The sequence below is a fragment of the Streptomyces sp. NPDC127092 genome, from assembly GCF_042722475.1.
GTDB lineage: Bacteria > Actinomycetota > Actinomycetes > Streptomycetales > Streptomycetaceae > Streptomyces.
The window spans coordinates 25,182-45,788 of record NZ_JBHXFE010000030.1 but is presented as its reverse complement, the minus strand read 5'-3'; the positions used below and the strand labels follow the sequence as shown (position 1 = coordinate 45,788).

General features: G+C 72.8%; 18 protein-coding genes and 1 tRNA gene. 5 read left to right on the top strand and 14 right to left on the bottom strand.

Annotated features, from left to right (window positions below; translation table 11 throughout):
- Positions 1 to 143: 143 nt before the first annotated feature.
- The 8 genes from ACFWJO_RS24055 to pgsA all read right to left on the bottom strand — a co-directional run bounded on the left by ACFWJO_RS24055 (position 144) and on the right by pgsA (position 6,641).
- Positions 144 to 896, bottom strand: a complete 753-nt coding sequence (locus tag ACFWJO_RS24055) for a YebC/PmpR family DNA-binding transcriptional regulator (protein ID WP_384416607.1) — start codon at positions 894 to 896, stop codon at positions 144 to 146.
- 63 nt (positions 897 to 959) lie between these two features.
- Positions 960 to 1,550, bottom strand: coding sequence for a pyridoxal 5'-phosphate synthase glutaminase subunit PdxT (gene pdxT, locus ACFWJO_RS24050; RefSeq protein ID WP_386868169.1), 591 nt, complete (start codon positions 1,548 to 1,550; stop codon positions 960 to 962).
- A gap of 6 nt (positions 1,551 to 1,556) precedes the next feature.
- Positions 1,557 to 2,471 (bottom strand): pyridoxal 5'-phosphate synthase lyase subunit PdxS, encoded by a 915-nt coding sequence (pdxS, locus tag ACFWJO_RS24045; RefSeq protein ID WP_384416601.1) that lies wholly within the window; start codon positions 2,469 to 2,471, stop codon positions 1,557 to 1,559.
- 124 nt (positions 2,472 to 2,595) lie between these two features.
- Entirely contained in the window at positions 2,596 to 3,138 is a 543-nt protein-coding gene (locus ACFWJO_RS24040) for a hypothetical protein (protein ID WP_384416598.1), read from the bottom strand.
- A gap of 11 nt (positions 3,139 to 3,149) precedes the next feature.
- Complete coding sequence (locus ACFWJO_RS24035) at positions 3,150 to 3,785, bottom strand: MBL fold metallo-hydrolase (RefSeq protein WP_386868166.1); 636 nt, start codon at positions 3,783 to 3,785, stop codon at positions 3,150 to 3,152.
- 131 nt (positions 3,786 to 3,916) lie between these two features.
- Positions 3,917 to 5,074, bottom strand: a complete 1,158-nt coding sequence (locus ACFWJO_RS24030) for a glycosyltransferase family 4 protein (protein WP_386868164.1) — start codon at positions 5,072 to 5,074, stop codon at positions 3,917 to 3,919.
- Positions 5,071 to 5,985, bottom strand: coding sequence for a phosphatidylinositol mannoside acyltransferase (locus ACFWJO_RS24025; RefSeq protein ID WP_386868162.1), 915 nt, complete (start codon positions 5,983 to 5,985; stop codon positions 5,071 to 5,073). Before ACFWJO_RS24025 ends, ACFWJO_RS24030 begins: the two co-directional genes overlap by 4 nt.
- Entirely contained in the window at positions 5,982 to 6,641 is a 660-nt protein-coding gene (gene pgsA / locus ACFWJO_RS24020) for a phosphatidylinositol phosphate synthase (RefSeq protein ID WP_386868161.1), read from the bottom strand. The genes ACFWJO_RS24025 and pgsA overlap by 4 nt, the downstream gene beginning before the upstream one ends.
- A 261-nt stretch (positions 6,642 to 6,902) precedes the next feature.
- Here pgsA and ACFWJO_RS24015 point away from each other — a divergent pair, with 261 nt between their 5' ends.
- Entirely contained in the window at positions 6,903 to 9,110 is a 2,208-nt protein-coding gene (locus tag ACFWJO_RS24015; protein WP_386868159.1) for an elongation factor G-like protein EF-G2, read from the top strand.
- 208 nt (positions 9,111 to 9,318) lie between these two features.
- A complete protein-coding gene (locus ACFWJO_RS24010; protein WP_386868157.1) occupies positions 9,319 to 10,977 on the top strand; it encodes a hypothetical protein in 1,659 nt (552 codons plus the stop codon).
- Between the two features lie 26 nt (positions 10,978 to 11,003).
- Here the strand turns inward: ACFWJO_RS24010 and ACFWJO_RS24005 are convergent, their stop codons facing one another.
- Positions 11,004 to 11,567 (bottom strand): HIT family protein, encoded by a 564-nt coding sequence (locus ACFWJO_RS24005; protein WP_386868155.1) that lies wholly within the window; start codon positions 11,565 to 11,567, stop codon positions 11,004 to 11,006.
- A gap of 65 nt (positions 11,568 to 11,632) precedes the next feature.
- On the opposite strand from ACFWJO_RS24005, the gene ACFWJO_RS24000 reads away from it, so the two are divergent.
- Positions 11,633 to 12,319, top strand: a complete 687-nt coding sequence (locus ACFWJO_RS24000; protein WP_386868153.1) for a potassium channel family protein — start codon at positions 11,633 to 11,635, stop codon at positions 12,317 to 12,319.
- Positions 12,320 to 12,349: 30 nt separating this feature from the next.
- Here ACFWJO_RS24000 and thrS read toward each other — a convergent pair whose 3' ends face one another.
- From thrS to ACFWJO_RS23985, 3 genes are all read right to left on the bottom strand, one after another.
- On the bottom strand, positions 12,350 to 14,326 hold the full coding sequence (gene thrS / locus ACFWJO_RS23995; RefSeq protein ID WP_386868152.1) for a threonine--tRNA ligase: 1,977 nt from the start codon (positions 14,324 to 14,326) through the stop codon (positions 12,350 to 12,352).
- 112 nt (positions 14,327 to 14,438) lie between these two features.
- Positions 14,439 to 15,776: a hypothetical protein gene (locus ACFWJO_RS23990; protein ID WP_386868150.1), complete on the bottom strand. Its 1,338-nt coding sequence runs from the start codon at positions 15,774 to 15,776 to the stop codon at positions 14,439 to 14,441.
- Positions 15,776 to 16,351 carry a DUF4365 domain-containing protein gene (locus tag ACFWJO_RS23985; protein ID WP_386868148.1) on the bottom strand — a complete coding sequence of 192 codons (576 nt, stop codon included), beginning with the start codon at positions 16,349 to 16,351 and terminating at the stop codon, positions 15,776 to 15,778. The genes ACFWJO_RS23990 and ACFWJO_RS23985 overlap by 1 nt, the downstream gene beginning before the upstream one ends.
- Positions 16,352 to 16,471: 120 nt before the next feature.
- Here ACFWJO_RS23985 and ACFWJO_RS23980 point away from each other — a divergent pair, with 120 nt between their 5' ends.
- Positions 16,472 to 17,200, top strand: a complete 729-nt coding sequence (locus ACFWJO_RS23980) for a 3'-5' exonuclease (RefSeq protein ID WP_386868146.1) — start codon at positions 16,472 to 16,474, stop codon at positions 17,198 to 17,200.
- Positions 17,201 to 17,255: 55 nt separating this feature from the next.
- On the opposite strand, the gene ACFWJO_RS23975 is transcribed toward ACFWJO_RS23980, so the two are convergent.
- Positions 17,256 to 17,327, bottom strand: a tRNA-Val gene (locus tag ACFWJO_RS23975).
- A 40-nt stretch (positions 17,328 to 17,367) separates the two neighbouring features.
- On the bottom strand, positions 17,368 to 17,826 hold the full coding sequence (locus ACFWJO_RS23970) for an SRPBCC family protein (protein ID WP_386868144.1): 459 nt from the start codon (positions 17,824 to 17,826) through the stop codon (positions 17,368 to 17,370).
- Between the two features lie 177 nt (positions 17,827 to 18,003).
- On the opposite strand from ACFWJO_RS23970, the gene ACFWJO_RS23965 reads away from it, so the two are divergent.
- On the top strand, positions 18,004 to 20,487 hold the full coding sequence (locus ACFWJO_RS23965) for an SCO7613 C-terminal domain-containing membrane protein (RefSeq protein WP_386868143.1): 2,484 nt from the start codon (positions 18,004 to 18,006) through the stop codon (positions 20,485 to 20,487).
- The last annotated feature ends 120 nt before the right edge of the window (positions 20,488 to 20,607 follow it).

Below are 20,607 nucleotides of genomic sequence, written 5' to 3'. Positions count from 1 at the left end.
TTTTTTTTCTCCAGGGGGCTTCTTGTCCCCACCCGACACTAGGACGCTGCGGTGTTCTTCCCTCCGCCCCCCCGCTGCGGAAGAGCCCGCGAATACGCGCGAAAAGTCGCGAAAACCCGCGAAGACCCGGTCAAGGTCGCCGATCAGGCGTCGACCTTCTCCATGACCTCGTCGCTGACGTCGAAGTTGGCGAAGACGTTCTGCACGTCGTCGCTGTCCTCGAGGGCGTCGATCAGCTTGAACATCTTGCGCGCGCCCTCCTCGTCGAGCTCGACCTGCATGCTCGGGACGAAGCTGGACTCGGCCGAGTCGTAGTCGATCCCGGCCTCCTGGAGGGCGGTGCGGACCGCGACCAGGTCGGTGGCCTCGCTGATGACCTCGAAGTTCTCGCCGAGGTCGTTGACCTCCTCGGCGCCCGCGTCGAGGACGGCGCCCAGGACGTCGTCCTCGGTCAGCTCGCCCTTGGGCAGCACGACGACGCCCTTGCGGTTGAACAGGTACGACACCGAGCCCGGGTCGGCCATGGAGCCGCCGTTGCGGGTCATGGCGACGCGCACGTCGGAGGCGGCGCGGTTGCGGTTGTCGGTGAGGCACTCGATGAGCACCGCGACGCCGTTCGGGCCGTAGCCCTCGTACATGATCGTCTGGTAGTCGACGCCGCCGGCCTCGAGGCCGCCGCCGCGCTTGACGGCCGAGTCGATGTTCTTGTTGGGAACCGACTGCTTCTTGGCCTTCTGGATGGCGTCGTACAGCGTCGGGTTGCCGTCCGGGTCGGCACCGCCGGTCCGGGCCGCGACCTCGATGTTCTTGATCAGCTTCGCGAAGAGCTTGCCGCGCTTGGCGTCGATCACGGCCTTCTTGTGCTTCGTCGTAGCCCATTTAGAGTGGCCGGACATCTGCCTGTCTCCTTCGCGTAACCAACTTCTTGAACGAACCCCAGAGATCCTACAAGGACCGGGTCACCGCTCGGCGCGCACCATGTCCACGAACAGCTCGTGAATCCGGTGGTCGCCGGTCAGCTCGGGGTGGAACGAGGTGGCGAGGGCCCTGCCCTGCCGGACGGCGACGATGTGGCCGTCGTGCTCGGCGAGCACCTCGACCGCGGCGCCGACGGACTCCACCCACGGGGCACGGATGAAGACGCCCTCGACGGGGGTGTCTATTCCGTTGACGGTGACGCCCGCCTCGAAGGACTCGTTCTGCCGTCCGAAGGCGTTGCGGCGCACGATCATGTCGATGCCGCCGAAGGTCTCCTGGCCCGAGCGCGGGTCGAGGATCTTGTCGGCGAGCATGATCAGGCCGGCGCAGGTGCCGTAGACCGGCATCCCCGCGGCGATCCGCTCGCGCAGCGGCTCCATCAGCCCGAACAGCACGGCCAGCTTGGAGATGGTGGTGGACTCGCCGCCCGGAATGACGAGGCCGTCGACCTCGGCGAGCTCCTCGGGGCGCCTGACGGGCCTGGCCACGGCGTCAGCCGCGGCCAGGGCGATCAGGTGCTCCCGTACGTCGCCCTGGAGTGCCAGGACACCAATCACGGGAGTGGTGCTCATCGGTGCTTACCAGCCCCGGTTCGCGTAGCGCTCGGCCTCGGGCAGGGTGTCGCAGTTGATGCCGACCATGGCCTCGCCCAGGTTGCGGGAGGCGTCCGCGATGATCTTCGGGTCGTCGTAGAAGGTGGTGGCCTTCACGATGGCGGCGGCGCGCTTGGCCGGGTCGCCCGACTTGAAGATGCCGGAGCCGACGAAGACGCCCTCGGCACCGAGCTGGCGCATCAGCGCGGCGTCGGCCGGGGTGGCGACGCCACCGGCGGAGAACAGCACGACCGGCAGCTTGCCGAGCTCGGCGACCTCCTTGACGAGCTCGTACGGGGCGCGCAGCTCCTTGGCGGCGGCGTACAGCTCGTTGTTGTCGAAGCCGCGCAGCTTGGCGATCTCGTTCTTGATCTGGCGCAGGTGGCGGACGGCCTCGACGACGTTGCCGGTGCCGGCCTCGCCCTTGGAGCGGATCATGGCCGCGCCCTCGGCGATGCGGCGCAGGGCCTCGCCCAGGTTGGTGGCGCCACAGACGAAGGGGGTGGTGAAGGCCCACTTGTCGGAGTGGTTGACCTCGTCGGCCGGGGTCAGGACCTCGGACTCGTCGATGTAGTCGACGCCGAGGGACTGCAGGACCTGGGCCTCGACGAAGTGGCCGATGCGGGACTTGGCCATGACCGGGATGGAGACGGCGTTGATGATGCCCTCGATCATGTCCGGGTCGGACATGCGGGCCACGCCGCCGTCCTTGCGGATGTCCGCGGGGACCCGCTCCAGGGCCATGACGGCGACCGCACCCGCGTCCTCGGCGATCTTCGCCTGCTCCGGGGTGACGACGTCCATGATCACGCCGCCCTTGAGCTGCTCGGCCATGCCGCGCTTGACGCGGGCCGTGCCGGTCTCGGGGGACTGGGGGGTGGTGGAAGGCGTGGTGGACACGGGTACCTCACATGTGACAACGGGGTTGACGACAAGAGCGAGGAAACAGGCCACGACCGGTCCACATCAAGGGCCAATGTGCAGCCGGTGGATCGTTTTCGCAGCTAACGAAGGCTGAGGCGGTTCAGCTGGGACGATCCGCAAGTGCGGCAGGCGGTTCGTCATCCATTTCGAAGGCCATGGGGAACGGGGCGTGGCCGGCCAGCCGGAACCAGCGCACCTTCCGGTGCCGGCGCAGCGCCCTGGCGGCCCGTACGGCGTCGTTGTGGAAGCGCCGGGCCATGGGGACGCGGCGGACGGCCGCCGCGAGCTCCCCGGCCGCCTCCTCGCCGCCGGGCGCCTCCCGTACGAGCTCCACCTGCTCCGGCTCCCCGAACACCGCGCGCAGCGCCTGGCTGAGCTCGCTCTCCGCGACCTCGCGGTGGTCCTCCTCGGCCTGGCGTGCGGCGTGCGCCGCCTCGTACAGGACGATCGACGCGGCCGGGTCGAGCACGCCGGAGGTGGCGAGCTCCTGGGTGACCGAGGCCCGGCGGAGCAGCTGCGCGTCGAGCGCGGCCCGCGCGGCGTCGATGCGCGTGTGCAGCCGGTCGAGCCGCCCGGCGGTCCAGCTCAGGTAGACGCCGACGAGGATCAGCGCGACGACGGTCCAGATCAGGGTTTGGGTCACGGGCGCACAGGCTACCGGGGCAGCGGCAGGGTCCCTTCCCAGACCTCGTGGTCGTGGGCGAACAGGACGCGCAGCTGCCGCCCGGCCGCGAGCTCCCCGATCCGTCCGAGCCACGGGCGGTACGGCTTCCCGAACTCGTGCGCGAAGTCGTACGCCTGTCCCGCGAGGACCGTCAGGCGGTCGCCCTCGTCCAGCACCAGCGACTGGTGGCCCTCGGTGTGCCCGGGCGTCGGGACGACGCGCACTCCGGGCGCGATCTCGTGCTCGCCGTCGATCTCCTCGTAGCGGACGCCCGGCAGCAGGGAGTCGATGGTGTGGCCGCCGGCGCGGGCGGTGGCGAGCTCGGTGCGCTGGACCAGCACCGGGGTGTCGGGGAAGCGCTGGTTGGCGCCGATGTGGTCGAAGTGCAGATGGCAGTTGACCACGAGGTCGACGTCCTCCGGCCCGATCTCCAGGGGACGGCGCACCGGCCGGTAGTGCGCGTCCGCCTCCGGGGACCCCTCCCCCATCCCGGTGTCGAACACGAGGGCGCCGCCCTCGTACCGCACGAGGTAGCCGAGCACCGGCTCCGTGCGGTCGTGGGGACCGCCCCACTCCGCGGCGGGACGGACGAAGTACCCGAGGTCGAGACAGGTCGTGGTCATCATGGCCGCAGCCTGCCCGGCACGCCGGACGGGTACGGCCGCGTCCGCCGAGAGCGGAAGGGAAGGGCGACAGACCCGTGCGCCGGCGGCCCGCGGCCCGCGCACCCGCGGTGCGCGGGGCCGGGGCCGCCTCGCTACAGGCCCAGCCTGGCCCGCAGGCCGCCGTTCGCGCGTTCGTCCGTGGCCACCGAGGCCGCGCCGTCCGTCACCGTCTCGTAGACGGCCAGGATGTCCGCGCCGACCGTCGACCAGTCGAAGCGGCGGACGTGCGCCGAGCCGCGCTCGCTGAGCTCCGCGCGGCGCGTCTCGTCGCCGAGGAGCGCGATCGCGTGGTTCGCCAGGTCGTCCGCGTCCTCGTTGGCGAAGAGCTCGCCCGCCCCGCCCTGGTCCAGGACCTGGGCGAAGGCGTCCAGGTCCGAGGCGAGGACCGGCGCGCCCGCCGACAGCGCCTCGACGAGGATGATGCCGAAGCTCTCGCCGCCCGTGTTGGGCGCCACGTACACGTCGACGCTCCGCAGCAGCCGTGCCTTGTCCTCGTCGCTCACCATGCCGAGGAACTCGACCCGGGAGCGCATCTCGCGCGGCAGTGAGGCGACGGCCTCCTCCTCGTCGCCCCGGCCGGCGACGAGCAGCCGGGTGTCCGGCCGCTCGGCGAGGATCTTCGGCAGGGCCCGCATGAGGACCGGCAGGCCCTTGCGCGGTTCGTCGATCCGCCCGATGAAGCCGAGCGTGCCCCCGGACCACTCCTTCTTGGGCTCCGCCCGGGCGAAGAAGTCGACGTCGACGCCGTTCGGGATGACGACCGCGTCGCCGCCCAGGTGTTCGACCAGCGTCCGCCGCGCGTACTCGCTGACCGCGATCCGCGCGCTGATCTTCTCCAGCGCCGGCTGGAGGATCGGATACGCGGCGATCATCGCCCGCGAACGCGGGTTGGAGGTGTGGAAGGTGGCCACGAGCGGCCCGGTCGCCGCCCAGCAGGTGAGCAGGCCGAGCGAGGGGGACGTCGGCTCGTGGATGTGGACGACGTCGAAGGTGCCCTCGTGCAGCCAGCGCCGCACCCGCGCCGCCGACAGGAAGCCGAAGTTGAGCCGGGCCACGGAGCCGTTGTACGGCACGGGCACGGCACGCCCCGCCGACACCACGTACGGCGGCAGCGGGGTCTCGTCGTCGGCGGGCGCGAGGACGGAGACCTCGTGGCCGAGCCTGATCAGGTGCTCCGCGAGGTCGCGGATGTGGAACTGGACGCCGCCCGGCACGTCCCAGGAGTACGGGCAGACGATGCCGATCCTCACGTGCGCCGCTCCCCCTCGCGCTCCTCCAGGTCGGCGAGCCACAGCCGCTGAAGCATGTGCCAGTCCTCCGGGTGCTCGGCGATGCCCCCGGCGAAGACGTCGGCGAGGGCCTGTGTCATGGAGGACGTCTTCTCGGCGCGGGTACCTGACTCGGGCACCTCGACCGGTGCGTGGACCTGCCCCCGCATGACGTCGGTGTCGTCGTACCAGAGCGTCACCGGAAGCAGCAGCGCGCCCGTCTGCTGGGCGAGCATCGCCGGCCCCGCGGGCATCCGGGCCTTCTCGCCGAAGAAGGAGACCTCGACGCCGGAGGCGGACAGGTCCCGGTCCGCGACCAGACAGACCAGGCCGCCCGCCCGCAGCCGCCGCGCCAGCGTGCCGAACGCGGCGCCGCCGGTGTGCGGCAGCACCTCCATGCCGAGGGACTCCCGGTACGCGACGAACCGGTCGTACAGCGACTCGGGCTTCAGCCGCTCGGCGACGGTCGTGAACGGGACGCCGAGCGCGCGGGTGACCCATACCCCGGCGAGGTCCCAGTTGCCCATGTGCGGCAGCGCGAGGATGACGCCCCGGCCGGAGGCGAGGCCGTCCGTCAGGTGGTGCACGTCCTTGGGATCGAAGCTGCCGGCGGCCCGCTCCCTGCTCCAGGTCGGCAGCCGGAAGGACTCCATCCAGTACCGCATGTACGAGCGCATGCCGGCCCGCGAGAGCTCGGCGAGCCGCTCGGGCGTGGCGTCGGGCACGACCCGGGCGAGGTTCGACTCCAGCCGCAGCACGCTCTTGCCGCGCCGCTTCCACGCCGTGTCGGCGATCCGCCGGCCGAGGCCCTTCGCCACCGGCTCGGGCAGCTTCTTCACGGTGGCCCAGCCGAGCCCGTACAGGCCGTCGGTCACGCTGTCCCTGACGCTCACGACGCCGCCTCGCTCCCCCGTGCGGCGGCATCGGCCTCCGCCGCCTCCCTGCGTACGGTCACCACCCGCTGCCCGAGGGTCACCGCCGAACCGACCGCCACGATCCACAGGGCCACGGGCAGCAGCACCTGGACGCCGGGCACGCCGAAGGCGTGGAGCCCGGCCAGACCGGCCGCGACCAGCGAGATCACCAGCCGCTCGGCGCGCTCGACCAGACCGTTGACCGCGACCGGCAGGCCAATCGATTCACCGCGCGCCTTGGTGTAGGACACCACCTGACCGCTGGCCAGGCAGAAGATCGACACCGCGCAGAGCACGTTGTCGTCGCCCCCGCCCGCGTACCAGAGGGCGAAACCGCCGAAGATGGCCCCGTCGGCGACTCGGTCCAGGGTCGAGTCGAGGAAGGCTCCCCAACGGCTGGAGACACCGGCCTGCCGGGCCATGTTGCCGTCGACGAGGTCCGAGAAGACGAACAGCGTGATGACGATCGTGCCCCAGAAGAACTCGCCGCGGGGGAAGAAGACCAGGGCGCCGGCCACGACTCCGGCGGTGCCGATGAGCGTGACGGTGTCGGGGCTGACGCCCCGGCGGAGCAGAAACGCGGCGAACGGTGTGAGGACACGCGTGAAGAACGCACGCGCGTACTTGTTCAGCATGGCCTTGAGGCCTTCCCGAGGTTCGTGGGCCGCGCGGCCCCTACGACCACCGGCTCACCCATCGTAGCCACGCGGGCCCCCGCGGGAGCGGCGGCACCCGCCTGTGGCGTCGGCACCCCGGCGGACGCCCGTCGCCCGCACCGCGCGCGGCCCGTCGCCGCGCCGCGCGCGTACGACGTATGGACGAGCCATGACGTCGGTGCAAAGCTCGAAGGACACCTCACCGCACGAGCAGTACGCAGCAGTCGGGAGGAAGAAATCATGGGCGACAAGGCGAACCCCCACTCCGGAGCCGCCGGCAGGGCTCCAACGGCCGACCGGCCCTCGGCCGTACGGAACGTGGTGCTGGTCGGCCACAGCGGATCGGGAAAGACGACCCTCGTCGAGGCCCTGGCGCAGACCGCCGGAGCGGTCAACCGGGCAGGACGGGTCGAGGACGGCGCCACGGTCTCCGACTACGACGAGATCGAGCACCGTCAGCAGCGTTCCGTACAGCTCTCGCTCGTCCCGGTGGAATGGGGCGGCTACAAGATCAACATCCTGGACACTCCCGGATACGCCGACTTCGTCGGGGAGCTGAGGGCCGGTCTGCGCGCGGCGGACGCGGCCCTCTTCGTCGTCTCGGCGGCCCAGGAGGCCGACGCGGTGGTCGGCTCGACCCGCGCCGTGTGGGAGGAGTGCGCCGCCGTCGGCATGCCGCGGGCGATCGTCGTCACCCACCTCGACACGGCACGCACCGACTTCACCGCGCTCACCGAGCTCCTCGGCCGGCTCTTCGGCGGCGACGACCCCGACGCCGTGCTCCCGCTGTACCTGCCCGTACGCGGCGCCGAGGGCGCCGACGGGCACGCGCCCACCACCGGTCTGGTCGGCCTGCTCACGGAGCGGATCTTCGACTACTCCACGGGCGTGCGCCGGGAGGACCCGCCCGACGAGACGCAGCGGCCGCTGATCGCGGAGGCCAGGGCCCGGCTGATCGAGGGGATCATCGCCGAGAGCGAGGACGAGACCCTCATGGACCGCTATCTCGGCGGCGAGGACATCGACCTCAAGACACTGGTCGACGACCTGGAGAAGGCGGTCGCGCGCGGCACCTTCCATCCGGTGCTCGCCGCGGCCCCGGCGACGGACGGCGGGAAACAGGGCCTCGGCACGGTCGAGCTGCTCGAACTCGTCACCGGCGGCTTCCCCAGCCCGCTCGAACGCGAGGCGCAGGCCGTGACCACCCCGGAGGGGCAGTCGCGCCCGGCGGTGACGTGCGATCCGGACGGGCCGCTGGTCGCCGAGGTCGTGAAGACCTCCTCCGACCCGTACGTCGGCCGGATCTCGCTCGTCCGGGTCTTCTCCGGCACCCTGCGGCCCGACGAGACCGTGCACGTCTCCGGGCACGGACTGGCCGACCGGGGGCACGAGGACCACGACGTCGACGAGCGGGTCGGCGCGCTGACCTCGCCGTTCGGCAAACAGCAGCGCACCCTCGCGCACTGCGTCGCGGGCGACCTGGCCTGCGTCGCCAAGCTGGCACGCGCCGAGACCGGCGACACCCTCTCCTCGAAGGACGCGCCGCTCCTGATGGAGCCCTGGACGATGCCGGAGCCGCTGCTGCCGCTCGCCATCGAGGCGCACAGCAAGGCCGACGAGGACAGGCTCTCGCAGGGCCTCGCCCGTCTCGTGGCCGAGGACCCGACGATGCGGCTCGAACAGAACCAGGACACCCACCAGGTCGTCCTGTGGTGCCTGGGCGAGGCGCACGCGGACGTGGCCCTGGAGCGGCTGCGCGGGCGGTACGGCGTCCAGGTCGACACGGTGCCGCACAAGGTGTCGCTGCGCGAGACCTTCGGCGGGCCGTCGGCCGGGCGCGGCCGGCACGTCAAGCAGTCGGGCGGGCACGGCCAGTACGCGATCTGCGAGATCGACGTGGAGCCGCTGCCGCCGGGCAGCGGCATCGAGTTCGTCGACAAGGTGGTCGGCGGGGCCGTGCCGCGCCAGTTCATCCCGTCCGTCGAGAAGGGCGTACGTGCCCAGGCGGCCCGTGGCGTGGCCGCCGGCTATCCGCTGGTCGATATCCGGGTCACCCTGCGGGACGGCAAGGCGCACTCGGTCGACTCCTCCGACGCGGCCTTCCAGACGGCCGGCGCGCTGGCCCTGCGGGAGGCGGCGGCCGAGGCGGCGATCCACCTCCTGGAGCCCGTGGCCGAGGTCAGCGTGCTCGTCCCGGACGAGTACGTGGGCGCGGTGATGAGCGACCTGTCGGGGCGGCGCGGCCGGGTGGTCGGCACCGAGCAGGCGGGGCCGGGCCGGACGGTGGTGCGGGCCGAGGTGCCGGAGATCGAGATCGGGCGGTACGCGGTCGACCTGCGTTCCGTCTCGCACGGCACGGGCAGCTTCGACCGCTCGTACGCGCGGCACGAGGCGATGCCCGCGCACCTGGCGGACAAGATGCGCCAACAGGTGGAGAAGGCCGCGTAGCTGACGCGTCGCCGGCCGACGCGTCGACAGCCGGTGCCGCCCGTCCGACTCCCCTCCGGCGGGCGGCATCCGGCCGACCCCTCGTGCATTCGGCCGACCCCCCGCGCTCCGGTGACGCATGCGTCGCCACCCGGTTACGCTGTGGTGCCCAGCTCAGAAGGTGTGCGGGGCGCGGCAGTTGGGAACAGCCCGCACAGGAACCGTGGTGATGGGGGCGGCAGTGACGATCGGCAGTTTCGGACCCGGGGCGCAGATTCCCCTCCAGGGATCGGACGCACAGACGGCGGCGACCCATGCGCTCGCCTCCGCCGCGTACCGCGACAGCCCGGTCGAGGCGATCCTCGACGCCAACAACGAGTGGCACAAGTCCACCGTCAAGGAAGGAAAGTGGAAGAAGCTCTTCCGTCCCGACCTCGGCGAGGCCTTCTCCCGCGCCGTCCAGGTCCGCATGCTCGGCGGCGCCCGCAAGCCCCTCATCCAGTCCTTCGGCGCGGACCCCCAGCCGGTCGTCGAGCACTGCCTGGCCGCCACCGGCATCCGCAAGCAGCGCGACATCAAGCTGACCCTGGTCACCTTCTTCTTCGGCGTGCTGTTCCTGCCCGGTCTGCTGCTGTGGCTGGGCGTGATCCAGCTGCGCAGGATCGCCGCGGGCTCCGAGAACAGGCGCACCAGCGCCGTCGGCACCGCCCTGCTCGCCGCCGCCGGCCTCTTCGCCCTGCTCGTGCTCCTCAAGCTGCCGTTCGACGGGCTGCTGCCGAACTATCTGCGCGCCATGATCGTGGCGCCCGTCGTCGGCTGGTTCCTGGCCCGCCGGATCTGCGAGAGGACCGCCCAGGACCTGCGCGAGCGCTGGACCGCGCTGCTCAGCGGCGGCGGACTCGGCGCCGCCGTGCCCGAGGCGGTGCCCAAGGACCCGACCGAGAAGACCGCCGAGGAGCTGCGCCTCAACCTGGAGAAGCTGGGCGCCGAGCAGCAGTCGAACGTCGTCTTCTACGCGGGCCCCAAGGGAATACTGGGCATGGGCACCCGATGGGGCAGCTGGACCCTCGCCGAGGAGCTGGTGCCCCGCGACGGCAAGGAGATCCACGACTTCCGCGCGTGGGACGTCGTCCGGCAGATCCACACCGAGCTGACGCTCCTCGAACGCGGCTCGCTGAAGACCGGCTTCCCCAAGCCGACCGTGAAGCACTGGATCGTCTCGCCGGTCGGCGAGGGCGCCGACGAGGTCGCCCGCCCCGAGGGCGAGAACATCGTGCACTTCCAGGTGAAGCCGCACGAGATACAGCGCATCTGCAACGACCAGCAGTTCGGCAGCGGGAACCGGCACTACCTCGGCGTTCAGTTCACGCTCTGGGACGGTCAGCTGGTCCTGACCATGATGGTGACGGTCACCTCGCTCCACCACACCCTGCGCGTCGAGGTCACCGGCCACGCCCTCGGCCCGGTCCACTCGCTCTTCACCACCAAGCCGAAGGCGAAGACCAGGGAGGTCTCCAAGACCGTCAGGTTCTGGGAGACCCGGGAGATCAAGCTTCCGCTGACCGACACCGACGACGTGGTGCGCCAGGCCGTGCGCGCCCCGCTCACCTGGTTCCCGCCGGTCCTGGACTTCCTCGGCGGCAAGCTGGTCCTGCCGGAGCCCTTCGGCCTGCGCCACGCCTGGGCCGGCCAGCCCTGGCGGCACCGCTTCATGGCCGACGACGCGATCCGCGCGGCGACGCCGGTGCTGCGGGCGGTGCACGCCGCGACCATCAGGGTGCTCGACGATCACGGCGTGGACACCGAGCGCTTCAGCGCCCGCTCGCTGGTCCTCAGCGGGGGCATCCAGGACCCCGGCCCGAAGAAGGCCGACCTCTACGACGCGTAGGGCGGCCGCCGCGGGACGGAGACGGATCAGATGCCGGCCGGCCAGGCGTCGGCCAGCATCTTCCGGGTGTCGGCGAGCAGCTGCGGCAGCACCTTGGTGTGGCCGACCACCGGCATGAAGTTGGTGTCGCCGCCCCAGCGCGGAACGACGTGCTGGTGCAGGTGCGCGGCGATGCCGGCGCCCGCGACCGTGCCCTGGTTCATGCCGATGTTGAAGCCGTGGGCGCCCGAGGCCGCGCGCAGGGCGACCATGGCCCGCTTGGTGAACTCGCCGAGCTCGGCCGTCTCGGCCGGGTCGAGGTCGGTGTAGTCGGCGACGTGCCGGTACGGGACCACCATCAGATGGCCCCCGTTGTACGGGTAGAGGTTGAGCACCGCGTACACGCTCGTGCCGCGCGCGATCACCAGGCCGTCCTCGTCCGACTTCGAGGGGATCGTGCAGAACGGACAGCCGTCCTCGGCACCCGGCCCGGTCGGCTTGTTCTCGCCCTGGATGTACGCCATCCGGTGAGGCGTCCACAGGCGCTGGAACGCGTCCTGCGTTCCCACTCCGATCTGCTGCTCCGGCTCAGTCGTCATGCTGTGCAGCATATTGCTTCGCCCGTTCGGAACGTGTCGCCGGGGCGCGGGATCCGTGCAGGGGCCATGCTGATCCGATGAGAGACAGGCCGCCGATCCCGCCCGCGCAGGAGCGCTGGGACCGCTGGATGGAGACCCCGCTGACGGTGACCGCCCTGGTCTTCCTCGGGGCCTACGCGGTGCGGATCCTCGGCCACCACCTGCCGCCGGCCGTGCGCGACCTGTGCCTCGCCCTCACCTTCGCCTCGTGGGCGGTCTTCCTCGTGGACTACGTCGTACGGCTCCGGCTGAGCGGCCTGGGCCTGGTCCGCTTCGTACGGCACCACCTTCTGGACACGGTGGTGCTGGTCCTGCCGCTGCTGCGCCCGCTGCGGATCGTGAGCGTCTACGACCGGGTGCAGCGCCGCCACGACCAGCCCCGGCTCTCGCTCCACGCCCGGGTCATGGCGTACGCGGGGATGACGGCCGGCCTGCTGGGCTTCGCGGGGGCGCTGACCGTGTACGAGGTCGAGTACGACGCGCCGGGCGCCTCGATCCGCACCTTCGGGGACGCGGTGTGGTGGGCGTGCGCGACGCTGGCGACGGTCGGGTACGGGGACAAGGTCCCGGTGACGCCGGTCGGACGGCTGACGGCGGTGGGCATGATGGGCTGCGGTCTGGCGCTGCTCGGCGCGGTGACGGGTTCCTTCTCGTCCTGGCTGATCCAGGCGTTCACCCGGGAGGACGAGAAGAGACCCCCGGGGGATTCCCCGGGGGCCTCCTGACGGGTGCGTCAGGTCACCGTACGGCGACCGTCAGACCTGGACGCGGTCCTCGACGATCTTGGCGATCTTGGCGATGGCCTCGTCGACGGGAACGCCGTTCTCCTGCGAACCGTCGCGGTAACGGAAGGAGACGGCACCGTTGGCCATGTCCTCGTCGCCCGCGATGATCATGAACGGGACCTTCTGCTTCTGCGCGTTGCGGATCTTCTTCTGCATCCGGTCCGAGGAGGCGTCGACCTCCACCCGCAGGCCCTGCTTCTTCGCCTTGGCGGCGAACTCCTGCAGGTAGTCGACGTGCGCGTCGCCGATCGGGATGCCGGTCGCCTGCACCGGGGCCAGCCAGGCCGGGAACGCACCCGCGTAGTGCTCGAGGAGCACCGCGAAGAAGCGCTCGATCGAACCGAAGAGCGCACGGTGGATCATGACCGGGCGCTGCTTGGTGCCGTCCGGGGCGGTGTACTCCAGGTCGAAGCGCTCCGGCAGGTTGAAGTCGAGCTGCACGGTCGACATCTGCCAGGTACGGCCGATGGCGTCGCGCGCCTGCACGGAGATCTTCGGGCCGTAGAACGCGGCACCGCCCGGGTCGGGGGTCAGCGGGAGGCCCTGCTTCTCGGCGACCTGCTGGAGGACCGCGGTGGCCTCCTCCCACACCTCGTCGGAGCCCACGTACTTCTCCGGGTCCTTGGTGGACAGCTCCAGGTAGAAGTCGGTCAGACCGTAGTCGCGCAGCAGGTTGAGGACGAAGGTGAGCGTCTTGTCGAGCTCGTCCGCCATCTGCTCGCGGGTGCAGTAGATGTGCGCGTCGTCCTGCGTGAAGCCGCGGGCGCGTGTCAGGCCGTGCACGACGCCCGACTTCTCGTACCGGTACACGGTGCCGAACTCGAACAGGCGCAGCGGCAGCTCACGATAGCTGCGCCCGCGCGCGTCGAAGATCAGGTTGTGCATCGGGCAGTTCATGGGCTTGAGGTAGTAGTCCACGCCCTCGTCGAGCTGCATGGGCGGGTACATGCCCTCGGCGTACCAGTCGAGGTGACCGGACTTCTCGAAGAGCTTGCCCTTCGTGGCGTGCGGCGAGTAGACGAACTCGTAGCCCTCCTCCTCGTGCCGGCGGCGCGAGTAGTCCTCCATGACCCGGCGGATGATGCCGCCCTTGGGGTGGAAGACGGCGAGACCGGAGCCGATCTCGTCCGGGATGGAGAACAGGTCGAGCTCGTTGCCGAGCTTGCGGTGGTCGCGCTTCTCGGCCTCGGCGAGGAAGTCGAGGTGGGCCTTCAGCTCCTCCTTCGACGGCCACGCGGTGCCGTAGATGCGCTGGAGCATCGGGTTCTTCTCGCTGCCGCGCCAGTAGGCGGCGGCGTTGCGCATCAGCTTGAACGCCGGGATGTTGCGGGTGGTCGGCAGGTGCGGACCGCGGCAGAGGTCCTTCCAGCACAGCTCGCCGGTCTTGGCGTCCAGGTTGTCGTAGATGGTCAGCTCGCCGCCGCCCACCTCGACGTTCGCGCCGTCGTCGGTCGACGCGGCGCCCTTGATGCCGATGAGCTCCAGCTTGTACGGCTCGCCGGCGAGCTCCTCGCGGGCGGCCTCGTCGGTCACCACGCGGCGGGAGAAGCGCTGACCGCGCTTCTGGATCTCCTGCATCTTCTTCTCGATGGCCTTGAGATCCTCGGGCGTGAACGGCTTCTCGACGTCGAAGTCGTAGTAGAAGCCGTCCCGGACCGGCGGGCCGATGCCCAGCTTGGCCTCGGGGAACAGCTCCTGCACGGCCTGGGCCATCACGTGCGCGGTGGAGTGGCGCAGGATGTTCAGACCGTCCTCGGAGGAGATCTCCACGCCCTCGACGACGTCGCCCTCGGCGAGCTCGTACGACAGGTCCTTCAGCTCGCCCGCGACGCGGGCGGCGATGACGGTGCGGTCGTCGGCGAACAGGGCGCCGGCCGTGGTGCCCGCGCTCACCGTCCTCTCCTCTGAACCTGAGGCGGACCGGACGGTCACACGGACTTCAGACACGGGTGCTCCATACATAGGGGCGCGGGCAGACACGAGGTGCCGGCGCCAACGGTGCACGGCAGAGACGAGGTGCCGCGCAGCCCTGATCCTACCCGGGGCGCCCCGCCCGGCCTCAGTCGTCGCCCGGCCCGCACGCCTCCTCGAAGAAGTCCGGATCGTGGAGCGACTTCATCAGCCGGTCCCGTTCCGCCTCGTCCACCTGCACCGGTACGAGGCCGGTCGCGTCGGTCAAGCGGCGGAAGCCGCCGCGGCTCTCCAGCCGGCCGGTGACCCGGACGGGCAGGCCGACGAGATGGGCGTGGCCGGCGGTGCGGTAGGCGTCCTCGTCGAGGGTGACCCGGACGTGCCCGACCTCGGCCCCGGCGAGGACCCGCAGCCGCACGGTGCCCTCGCCGCGCGGGCCGGAGCGGCGCATGCGGACCACCGCGCCGGTGATCCGTACCGGTACGGCGGGCTCGTCGCGCAGATAGCGGGCGCCGGCCTCGCGCAGCGCCGGCAGGTCGCCGGGCGAGAACTCGACGGGCTCGGGGCGGGCGGCGCAGCCCGCCGGGGTGCCGGCGGCCGGAGACCAGGCGAGCGCGATGCTGGCGCCCTCGGTGCCGCGCACGAGCCCGACCAGCGCCTCGGTGAGCTCGCGGCTGACGCCGGCCTCGACGGCGGTGTCGAAGGCCTCCATGCCGCCGGTCGCGCGCCGGTAGTCGACGGCCTCGCGGGCGGCGTACAGCGCGTGGTAGAGCCGCACCGACACCGCCCGGCCGGGGTCGACGGGCAGGAAGGCGGTCAGGCCGCGGCCTCCCGGCGCCGCGCCGACGACGACGGACTCCAGGGAGGTCTGCGCCTGCCGCCGGTGCCGGGCCCCGTGGTAGCCGGCGCGGCCGCGCACGGCGAGGGCGCCGGCGAGCAGCACCCCGCGCGCCGCGCTCCTGAGCTGTTCCTGCAGGGTCCAGGGCACGGAGCCGGCCGGTCCCGGCGGCACGTCACGCCACCAGCGGATCTCGTCGCTGGGGACGGCGAGGCCGGTGAGGACCTCGCGGGCGGTGGGGTCGGCGCTGCGGGCGAGGGCGGTCAGCGCCTCGCCGATCAGGTCCTCGCAGTCGGGGAAGGCGCGGCTCTCCGGTACGAGGAGGCTGGTGCCCCGGCCGACCGACGCGGGTCCCGGCGGTGACCAGCGGCTGTAGCGGCCGGCGGCGCCGCCGCGGCGGCGCCAGCCGTGCCGTGCGAGCAGCGCGCCGAGGACCCGCGGGTCGACGCCGCCCGGGTCGGGGGCCTCGGCGGCGTCCGCCCAGGGCCCGACGGGCGCGGCGGGGACCCCGCTCCAGTGACCGGGCAGGTCGCCGGGGGCGGGGTGCGGCTGCGGCCGGAAGGAGGGCGGGCCCGGGTGGGCGGGCGGGAGGCCCCGGTCGGGGCCGTGACCGGCCCCGTTCTCGGGTTCGTCGATCGGCCGGTGCATCAGGGTCTCCCTCCCACGCCGACCCGGGCCATGATCTCGCAGAGCGCCCGGTCGTCGAAGATCCGTGCCGTCAGGATGCGCACGGTGGTCCTGCGCCGTCCCGTGACCGGGTGCCCGGCCAGGTTGATCCAGTAGCAGCAGTGCCGCAGGTCGAGCCGGTCGTGCCCGGCCCGCAGCCAGTCCTCCCGGTCGCGCGGCACGAGCATCACGACCAGGATCTTGTGGACCGCCACGGGGGTCCGCGCGAGCTTCACCAGGTGTTCGTTGTCGAGCGTGAAGGCGAAGGACCCGGCCGCGTCCCCGGACGACCGGGGCGGCAGCTGGTAGGTGCACTTCAGCTGCACCTTGATGGTCACCTCGTCGTCGACGGTGTGACCGGGAGCACTGTGACTCACGTGCCAGTCGATGCCGTTGTCCGGAAACGGCTGCGACAGCGAGCAGCCCGCCGCCGCCGCGACCGCGTGGAGGTACCCCACCTGAAGGGTCTCCATGCAGGCGGTGGTGGCGAGTGAGCCGCGCAGCGGTGCTGCCCGCTGGGGCGGCAGCCCATCCGACTCGGGCTGGGCGAGCGCCATGTCAATTCCCTTCCCCGTCACCTGTGTTGTCACCGGTCCGCGTACGGCGCAAACAGCCCGGGTATCAACGATTCGGGCAGGGGGATGGCCATCTGCCGCGCACGTGCGAGGAGTTCGGGGATGACGACGCACTGGTACGAAGGGCCCCTGGCGGCATTCGACACGGAGACGACGGGAGTGGACGTCGAGGAGGACCGGATCGTGTCCGCCGCCCTCGTCGTCCAGGACGCGGCGGGCATGCGGCCGCGGGTGACGCGCTGGCTGGTGAACCCGGGTGTGCCGGTGCCGCCCGAGGCCACCGCCGTCCACGGTCTGACGGAGGATCACCTGCAGCGCAACGGGCGGTGGCCGTCGCCCGTGATGGAGGAGCTGGCCCGCGCGATAGCCGAACAGAGCGCGGCGGGACGCCCGTTGGTGGTGATGAACGCCCCGTTCGACCTGACGATCCTGGACCGCGAGCTGCGCCGCCATCGCGCCTCCTCGCTGGCCCGCTACACGGAGCACGTCCCGCTCTGCGTCCTCGACCCGCGGGTCCTGGACAAGCACCTGGACCGTTACCGCAAGGGCCGGCGGACGCTGACGGACCTGTGCGAGCAGTACGGGGTGGTGCTGGACGGGGCGCACGACGCGGCGGCGGACGCGCAGGCGGCGATGGAGGTCGTACGGGCGGTGGGGCGGCGGTTCACCGCGCGGCTCGAACGGCTGACGCCGGCCGAACTGCACACGCTCCAGGCGGTGTGGCACGCGGCACAGGCCCGGGGCCTGCAGGCCTGGTTCGCCCGCCAGGGCACGCCCGAGGCGGTGGATCCGGCCTGGCCGCTGCGCCCGGAACTGCGGACGGCGGCGTGAGGCCGCCGGAAACGGCTGAGGCCGGTCCGTCTTCCGACGGACCGGCCTCTCCCGGTGGGCGATACTGGGATCGAACCAGTGACCCCTTCGGTGTGAACGAAGTGCTCTCCCGCTGAGCTAATCGCCCGGGCAACGCGTTGAACCATACAGGCCCGACGGGGCTTCGTTCAAACCGGCGGCGGCGAGGCCCGCAGGTGGGCGGCGAGGCCACGGCGCCCGCCGCGCATCATCAGGGCGTGGTTGGCGCGGAACAGCGGCCGTCCGGGCACGGCGAGCGCGCGCATCAACGGGCTGCGGACCTCGACCTCCTGCTCGTACAGGGCGCGGGTGCCGGCGCCCTCCGCGGCGAGGGTCCAGCGCGCCCAGCCGTCCAGGTCGCCGCGCATCCCGACCTCCAGCACGCGGGCGGCCGGGTCACGGCGCAGGACCTCGGTGGCGACCACGAGCTCGTACGGGAGGACGGAGCGGAAGCGCGCGGTGCCGGTGCGGTCGTCGACGGCGACGACCTCGCGGACCTGGGGCCACCAGCGCGGGTAGTCCTCGGCCCGCTCGAGGACGGCATAGACGGCGTCGGGCGGCGCGGGAAGACGCCAGACGCTGCGGAAGCGGTAGCGGCACCAGTCCATGGGCCCAGTGTGGGGTACCCGGGCGGGGACCGGTGCGGCCCGGGCACGACCGGCGCGGCTCGGGCGGGGTCCGGTGCGGCTCGCCCGGGCAGGGATCGGTGGGAACGGGCTACTCAGACGCGGATCTGAGTACGTGCGCGCATCCCCCTTCCCCGTGTCCGGCGTCACACTCCGGCTATGGAATCCTCCCTGCCTCCCGCGGAAGAGCTGCTGCTCGTCGACCGCGAACTGGCCCGACTCGACGCCCGCCGGGCGCAGTTGCTGCTCCGCCGGGACTGGCTGCTGCGGGTGCTGAACGCGCAGCGGCCCGCCGCGCAGGTGCCGCCGGCGCACGCCGGCGCGCCCGTGGGCGGGCCGGCGTCGCCCCGGCCCGAGGCGACGCCGCGCAGCACCCAGAACGTGCTGCTCACCCTGGGCGGGGTGCTGCTGACCGTCGCCGCGCTGGTCTTCACGCTGGTCAGCTGGGGTTCAATGGGCATCGGCGGCCGGTCCGCGGTCCTGGCGGCCGTGACCTCGGCCGCGCTGTCGGCCCCGGTGGTCCTGCTGCGCCGCGGGCTGCGGTCGACCGCGGAGTCGGTGGCGGCGCTCGGCCTGGTCCTGACGATGCTCGACGCCTACGCCCTGCACCGGGTGGCGCTGCCGGACACGGGCGGACTCGCGTACGCGGCGGTGGCGTCGGCGGTCCTCGCGGGCGTCTGGGCGGCGTACGGCTCGGCCCTCGGCCGGCTGCGGATCCCGCTTCCGGCCGCCGTGGCCGCCGCCCAACTGCCGCTGCCCCTCGGGGTGCTGGCCGCCGGTGGCGGTGTCGTCCCCTTCGCGTGGGCGGCGCTCGCGACGGCGGTCCTGGACCTCGTGGCCGTGCTGTGGGCCAGGCCGCTGCCGGTGCGGGTGACGGCGGGCGTGGGAGCGGCGGGTCTGGGCGGCTGGGCGCTGCTCACGGGTCTGTTCCTGTCCTTCGCGACCCCGCTGCGCGCGACTCCGCTGCTGCTCGTGTGCGCCGCGATGCTGCTGTTCCTCGCGGTGCGCCACCGCGGCTCCGCGCTCGCCTCCGCCGTGGTGGCGGGGGTGGCGGTCGTCGCCACGGCGGGCGGGCTGTTGCGGGCCGTCGCGCCGGAGGCCTGGGAGGTTCCCGGATACGCGGTGTGCGGTGCGGCCCTGGCGGCCGGCGCGTGGTGGGCGGCCGGGGTCCGGAACCTTTCCGGCGGTGCGGTGCGGAACGGGCTCGCCGTCGCGGGCGGCGGCGTGCTGGGGCTCGCCGTGGCGTGGGCGGTGCCGCCGGTGGCGGCCGGGGCGCTGGGGCCGCTGGCCCGCCGGACGGCGGTGTGGTCGGGCGAGCACTCCGCTCCCGTCCTGACCGGGTATCCCGCGACCGCCCCGCTGGTGCTGCTGCTCGCGGCCGCGGCCCTCGCGGTGGTGCCCCGCCTGTGGGCCCGCTGCGGCGCCCTCGTCCTCGGCTGGGCGGTGCTCACCGCGCTGCCGGTGTCGCTGGACCTGCCGTACGCGGCGACGCTCGCGCTCATGCTGGTGACGGCCGCGGCGGCCTCGGTGCTCGCCGTCCGCCCCGGGCCGCCGGCGCGGGGGCTCAAGCCGGGCGCGCGACCGGGCCCGGCACCGGCCCAGGCCCCGGATCCGTCCCTCTCCCCGTCCGGGTGGGCGCTCCGCCCTGTGGCCGCGGTCGCGCGGGACGTGGAGCCGACGGCGGTCCTCGGCTGGCTCGCCTTCGCGTGCGGGCTCACGTCCGCGGGCGGGGCGGTGGCGCTGGGGCTGGACGCGCGCGGCGCCACGTTCGGGGTGCTGGGAGTGCTCGCGGTGCTGTTCGGCGCGGTCGCGGTGGCCGGCGAGGGGGCCCGGCGGCTGGTCGGGGCCTGTGCGGCCGTGCTGACCGTGGCGGGTCTGGTCGGCGCCGGGGCGGCGGCGGCCGGGTTCGGGGTGGTGCTGAGCGGTCTCGTGCTGCTGGCCGTGCCGGCCGGGACGGCCGCGGCCGGTGCGTGGCTGCGGCGCCGTCCGGTGGCCGTGGCGGTGGAGGCCACGGGCGCGGCGGTGGGGCTGTGCGCGCTGCTCCTCACGGTCGGGCGGCCCGCGCTGCTCGCGCTCGCGCTGGCGCTCGGCGGGGTGGTCGCGGCGGCGACGGCGGTACGGCCGGAGCGGCGCCCGGTCGCCTCGTGGGTCGCGGCGGGGCTGTTCCTGCTCGCCACGTGGGTGCGGCTCGCGGTCTGGGAGGTGACGGCCCCGGAGGCGTACACGCTGCCGGTGACCGTCCCGGCCCTGGTGGTCGGCGTGCTGCGGCGCCGCCGCGACCCGGAGGCCTCGTCGTGGACGGCGTACGGGCCGGGTCTGGCGGCGACGCTGGTGCCGAGCCTGTTCGCGGCCTGGGTCGACCCCCACTGGACGCGGCCGCTGCTCCTGGGCGCCGCGGCGCTCGGGGTGACGCTGCTCGGCGCGCGCTTCCGGCTCCAGGCGCCGCTGCTCCTCGGCGGGGCGGTGCTTGCCCTGGACGGGCTGCACGAGCTCGCGCCGTACGTGGTGCAGGCGGTGGGCGCGCTGCCGCGCTGGCTGCCGCCGGCCCTGGCGGGTCTGCTGCTGCTCGCGGTGGGGGCGACGTACGAGCAGCGGCTGCGGGACGCCCGCAGGCTCCGGGAGCGGCTGGGCCGGCTGCGCTGAGCGGCGACGCCGGCAGCGGGGGCGGCCGGTCCCCCGCCGCCAGTCCCCCGTCCCCCCCCGGAACACCCAAGAGCCCCAAAAAGTGAGTCCTTCCCGACCCCCCTGCCCAATGGTGCGGAA

Bases quoted from the DNA above. Each gene is read 5' to 3' on its own strand.
- ACFWJO_RS23980 (WP_386868146.1), top strand. From the start codon at position 16,472: ATGACGACGCACTGGTACGAAGGGCCCCTGGCGGCATTCGACACGGAG.
- ACFWJO_RS24000 (WP_386868153.1), top strand. From the start codon at position 11,633: ATGAGAGACAGGCCGCCGATCCCGCCCGCGCAGGAGCGCTGGGACCGC.
- ACFWJO_RS23985 (WP_386868148.1), bottom strand. From the start codon at position 16,351: ATGGCGCTCGCCCAGCCCGAGTCGGATGGGCTGCCGCCCCAGCGGGCA.
- ACFWJO_RS24035 (WP_386868166.1), bottom strand. From the start codon at position 3,785: ATGATGACCACGACCTGTCTCGACCTCGGGTACTTCGTCCGTCCCGCC.
- pgsA (WP_386868161.1), bottom strand. From the start codon at position 6,641: ATGCTGAACAAGTACGCGCGTGCGTTCTTCACGCGTGTCCTCACACCG.
- ACFWJO_RS23965 (WP_386868143.1), top strand. From the start codon at position 18,004: ATGGAATCCTCCCTGCCTCCCGCGGAAGAGCTGCTGCTCGTCGACCGC.
- ACFWJO_RS24055 (WP_384416607.1), bottom strand. From the start codon at position 896: ATGTCCGGCCACTCTAAATGGGCTACGACGAAGCACAAGAAGGCCGTG.
- pdxT (WP_386868169.1), bottom strand. From the start codon at position 1,550: ATGAGCACCACTCCCGTGATTGGTGTCCTGGCACTCCAGGGCGACGTA.
- ACFWJO_RS23990 (WP_386868150.1), bottom strand. From the start codon at position 15,776: ATGCACCGGCCGATCGACGAACCCGAGAACGGGGCCGGTCACGGCCCC.
- ACFWJO_RS24005 (WP_386868155.1), bottom strand. From the start codon at position 11,567: ATGCTGCACAGCATGACGACTGAGCCGGAGCAGCAGATCGGAGTGGGA.
- ACFWJO_RS23970 (WP_386868144.1), bottom strand. From the start codon at position 17,826: ATGGACTGGTGCCGCTACCGCTTCCGCAGCGTCTGGCGTCTTCCCGCG.
- ACFWJO_RS24015 (WP_386868159.1), top strand. From the start codon at position 6,903: ATGGGCGACAAGGCGAACCCCCACTCCGGAGCCGCCGGCAGGGCTCCA.
- ACFWJO_RS24010 (WP_386868157.1), top strand. From the start codon at position 9,319: ATGGGGGCGGCAGTGACGATCGGCAGTTTCGGACCCGGGGCGCAGATT.